The organism is Burkholderia sp. BCC1977, assembly GCF_905339595.1.
Lineage (GTDB): Bacteria > Pseudomonadota > Gammaproteobacteria > Burkholderiales > Burkholderiaceae > Burkholderia.
The window spans coordinates 1-3,661 of sequence record NZ_CAJPGQ010000102.1; the positions used below are offsets into that span (position 1 = coordinate 1).

General features: G+C 62.4%; 6 protein-coding genes. 4 read left to right on the forward strand and 2 right to left on the reverse strand.

Translation table 11 applies throughout. The annotated features are described in order from the left end of the window. The 4 genes from U5771_RS34720 to U5771_RS34735 all read left to right on the forward strand — a co-directional run. A partial coding sequence (locus U5771_RS34720; protein ID WP_322028120.1) for a hypothetical protein occupies window positions 1–265 on the forward strand: 265 nt, incomplete at its 5' end. Between the two features lie 17 nt (window positions 266–282). Then, a complete protein-coding gene (gene cueR / locus U5771_RS34725; RefSeq protein WP_322028121.1) occupies window positions 283–687 on the forward strand; it encodes a Cu(I)-responsive transcriptional regulator in 405 nt (134 codons plus the stop codon). 216 nt (window positions 688–903) lie between these two features. After that, complete coding sequence (locus U5771_RS34730) at window positions 904–1,050, forward strand: DUF3563 family protein (protein ID WP_006478295.1); 147 nt, start codon at window positions 904–906, stop codon at window positions 1,048–1,050. A gap of 113 nt (window positions 1,051–1,163) precedes the next feature. Further along, complete coding sequence (locus U5771_RS34735; RefSeq protein ID WP_322028122.1) at window positions 1,164–1,535, forward strand: hypothetical protein; 372 nt, start codon at window positions 1,164–1,166, stop codon at window positions 1,533–1,535. 15 nt (window positions 1,536–1,550) lie between these two features. On the opposite strand, the gene U5771_RS34740 is transcribed toward U5771_RS34735, so the two are convergent. Beyond that, window positions 1,551–2,396, reverse strand: a complete 846-nt coding sequence (locus tag U5771_RS34740; protein WP_322028123.1) for a 23S rRNA (adenine(2030)-N(6))-methyltransferase RlmJ — start codon at window positions 2,394–2,396, stop codon at window positions 1,551–1,553. Between the two features lie 111 nt (window positions 2,397–2,507). Next, on the reverse strand, window positions 2,508–3,479 hold the full coding sequence (locus U5771_RS34745) for an aldo/keto reductase (protein ID WP_322028124.1): 972 nt from the start codon (window positions 3,477–3,479) through the stop codon (window positions 2,508–2,510). Window positions 3,480–3,661 lie beyond the last annotated feature (182 nt).

Here is a 3,661-nt window from a genome sequence, read left to right on the forward strand (position 1 = left end):
TGGGGCGTCGGAAATGTCGACCGCAGTGAGGCGTTGGCGTGGCTGCCGTGTCGTCGATGGGGTGGGAGAGACCAGTCGCCCCGCGATGCAAACTGCATACTGTCCAGAACCGGCAGATCTCGCAGCCACCCACCCGCAATACATCCGGATTGCGCTCGATCCCCCGATCACCGCCCACGCCCGAATGAAACCGCGCGATTTTGTTACGATCGAAGTGTCGTCGACGGTTGCTTGCGTCGACATTCGTGTTCGAACCAGTGCTTGATGGAGAGAGGGCAGGGAATGAATATCGGCGACGCGTCGCGCGAATCCGGCGTCAGCGCAAAAATGATCCGGTACTACGAACAGGTCGGCCTACTTGCGCCGAGCAAGCGTAGCGACGCCGGATACCGGATCTACGGTTCCGACGAAATCCATATCCTGCGTTTCATCCGCCAGGCACGGCGGCTCGGTTTTCTCGTCGAGGATATCCGCAAGCTGCTGATGCTCTGGCAGGACCGCTCCCGCGCCAGCGCCGAAGTGAAGTCGATCGCCCTCGAACACGTGGCCGAACTCGACAAACGCATCTCGGAATTGAGCGACATGCGCAATACGCTCGCCGATCTCGCCGCGCACTGCCATGGTGACGGGCGACCCGAATGCCCGATCTTGGCGCGCTTGGCCGACCCGGTCAGTGAACCAGATTAGTGCATGTCCTCGAGGCCGGAAATAGGCCTCGATTCAATGTTCTTAAAAATCAGAGAGTTAAACAGGATGCTTCAAAATCCATTCCAAATCGGAATGGCTTCCATGCAAGCATTTCACTGGCATCTTGGTGCGGCATCGCTATAATTCGGGATAACCCTATACGGGAAATCCCTGAATCTCGATTCGCCAGGGGTCCCCCCTTCCTTGGAGAACATCATGATCGCCTACATCGTTGAAAAGCTGAGCAACTGGTTCGAATCCGCAGAGCGTGAGCGCCGTGAGGCTTACCTCGCGACGTCGTCGGACATCGTCCAGCTCGAGAGCCGCATCCGTTCGCTCGAAACCAACGGCTACTCGCTGTAATCGGAGTCACCGTCAGGTGCCGTGTGGCACCGAACGAAAAGCAAGCCCCGTGTTGACGGGGCTTTGTTTTTTGTGCGATTGATCTGGCGAAATCGTCGGCGCGGCGCTATGGTATGGGCCTCCTTTTCAACCGGAAGAACACGACCATGCGCTTGCGTCTCGATGTGCGTCACGTTTCCCGCGCGCGCCTCGTTCTGGGGGCTGCGGTGCTCGCTTACGGCGCGGCGGCCGGTGCGGCGACGTCGTCCAGGCCGCTGATTCTCGATACGCAACGCGGGATCCAGGATGGCAAGGGCGGCCTGGTGTTGCAATCGGCTCCGCTATCGTCGGAGCCGATCGTCGAGCCTGCAAGCATGCGAGCGCCAGCCGGGCAGCAGGGACCGAATTCATCGGTCCCGCTGTTTGTCGCACCGTATATCAATGTGCCGGGCTGGGGCGTGTCGCCGGCCAATCAGCCAAGACCTGCGCCCAGACCGCAGCCGTAACGGAAAACCGTTCGCTCAGTTCCCGCGGTGCTCGATCTGGCACCGGGCGCCGCTGTCCTGTCCCAGGTGCTCGACGAGATAGGGCAGCGCTTCATTCATGCTCTGCGCGAGCGTGTACGGCGGATTGAGGATGAACATTCCGCTGCCGTAAAGGCCCAAGCCGTCTGCCGGCGGATTCGAAACCGTCAGCGTCAGGTGCAGCCAGTTGTTCGGCTGCAGGCGCTTGAGCTGTTCCGGAAAACGCTGCGATTCCACCCGCGCAACCTGCGGATACCAGATCGCGTAACAGCCGGTCGCGAAACGCTTCAAGCATTCCGTTACGCACGTCACCGTGCGCGCGTAGTCCTTCTTGTCCTCATAGGACGGATCGATCAGCACGAGCGCGCGTCGCGGCGGCGGCGGCAGCAGCGCCTTGATGCCCTCGAATCCGTCACCGGCGTAAATCATCGCGCGGCGCCCCGCATCGCGGAAGTTGTGACGCAGCACATCGATTTCGGTCGTGTGCATTTCGAACAGGCGCATCCGGTCCTGCTCGCGCATCGATCGCCAGGCGAGATACGGAGAGCCCGGATAGTAGTGCAGCTCGCCGTTGTCGTTCAGCGCGCGCACCTCGTCGATGTAATCACCGAGCACCTCGGGCAGGTCCTTTTCGTTCCACAGCGGCCCGATGCCGGTGTCGAATTCCCCCGTCTTGGCAGCATAACCGTCGCGCAGCGAATACACGCCGGCACCCGCGTGCGTGTCGATGTACCAGTACGACTTGTCTTTCTTGTTCAGGTAGCGCAGCAGCTGGACGACGACGGCGTGCTTGAGCACGTCCGCGTGGTTGCCTGCGTGAAAACCGTGACGATAACTGAGCATGGCTGGCTGCCTGAAACGAAGGATGAATCGATGAAAACGGACGATCGCGCGCGGCCGTCGGGCCGCGCGCCAATGCGGCCGCGTATTGTACGCGAGTGGGCGTGAGCCGCCTTATTCGTATGCGTCGCCGACGGCCTCCTCGATGCGTTGCTTGACCTCCGGCGTCAGCTGCGCGGCAACGTCGAGCGCGCGCATGTTGTCGCCGATCTGCTCGACCCGCGAGGCGCCGGTAATGACCGAACTCACGCGCGGATTCGCGAGTACCCATGCGATCGCGAGCTGGGCGGTGCTGCAGCCGAGTTCGGCCGCGATCGCACCGAGCCGTTCGACCACGTCGTTGCTGGCCTGATCCGTCAGCCGGTCGCGGAGCCAGTCGTAGCCCGGCAGTTGCGCGCGGCTGCCCGGCGGTACGCCGTGCCGGTACTTGCCGGTGAGCAGCCCCGATGCCAGCGGGCTCCAGGTCGTCAGGCCGAGGCCGAAGTCGTGATAGAGCCGGGCGTATTCCTGTTCGACCCGGGTACGGTGGAACAGGTTGTACTGCGGCTGCTCGACGACCGGCTTGTGCAGATGGTGCCGCTCGGCAATCTCGTACGCGGCGCGGATCTCGTCGGCGCTCCATTCGGACGTGCCCCAGTACAGCGCCTTGCCGCGCACGATCATGTCGCTCATCGCCCAGACGGTCTCCTCGATCGGTGTGTTCGGATCGGGGCGATGGCAGTACACGAGGTCGACATGGTCGAGCTGCAGCCGGCGCAGCGAAGCGTCGATCGCGTTCAGCAGATATTTCCGGTTCAGCGTGTGGTACTGGTTCGGCGCTTCCGCGAGCCCCCAGAAGAACTTCGTGGACACGAGGTAGCTGACGCGCGGCCAGCCGAGCGACTTGAGCGCCTGGCCCATGATTTCCTCGGATTTGCCGCCTGCGTAGACCTCGGCGTTATCGAAGAAATTGACGCCCGCATCACGGGCCGCCGCAAGGCATTCGCGAGCGACCCGCTGATCGACCTGGTTGCCGTACGTGACCCACGAGCCGAGCGACAGCGCGCTGATCTGCAGGCCGGAGCGGCCTAGTCGTCGATAGTGCATGGGAATCTCCCGCGACTCGGAACCGACCTTAAGCTTAGACGTTTTGCGCGCGAACGGCGGGGCCGATCGTGCACAATAGCGGCTGGCCCGCCTGCACGACCCGCACGACGAAAGCGGATGCAGCGGAGCGCGCTTATTCGATCCGATAACGGAAGGAGACGGACATGGCAGCAGATCTGAAC

Bases quoted from the DNA above. Each gene is read 5' to 3' on its own strand.
- cueR (WP_322028121.1), top strand. From the start codon at position 283: ATGAATATCGGCGACGCGTCGCGCGAATCCGGCGTCAGCGCAAAAATG.
- U5771_RS34730 (WP_006478295.1), top strand. From the start codon at position 904: ATGATCGCCTACATCGTTGAAAAGCTGAGCAACTGGTTCGAATCCGCA.
- U5771_RS34735 (WP_322028122.1), top strand. From the start codon at position 1,164: ATGGGCCTCCTTTTCAACCGGAAGAACACGACCATGCGCTTGCGTCTC.
- U5771_RS34740 (WP_322028123.1), bottom strand. From the start codon at position 2,396: ATGCTCAGTTATCGTCACGGTTTTCACGCAGGCAACCACGCGGACGTG.
- U5771_RS34745 (WP_322028124.1), bottom strand. From the start codon at position 3,479: ATGCACTATCGACGACTAGGCCGCTCCGGCCTGCAGATCAGCGCGCTG.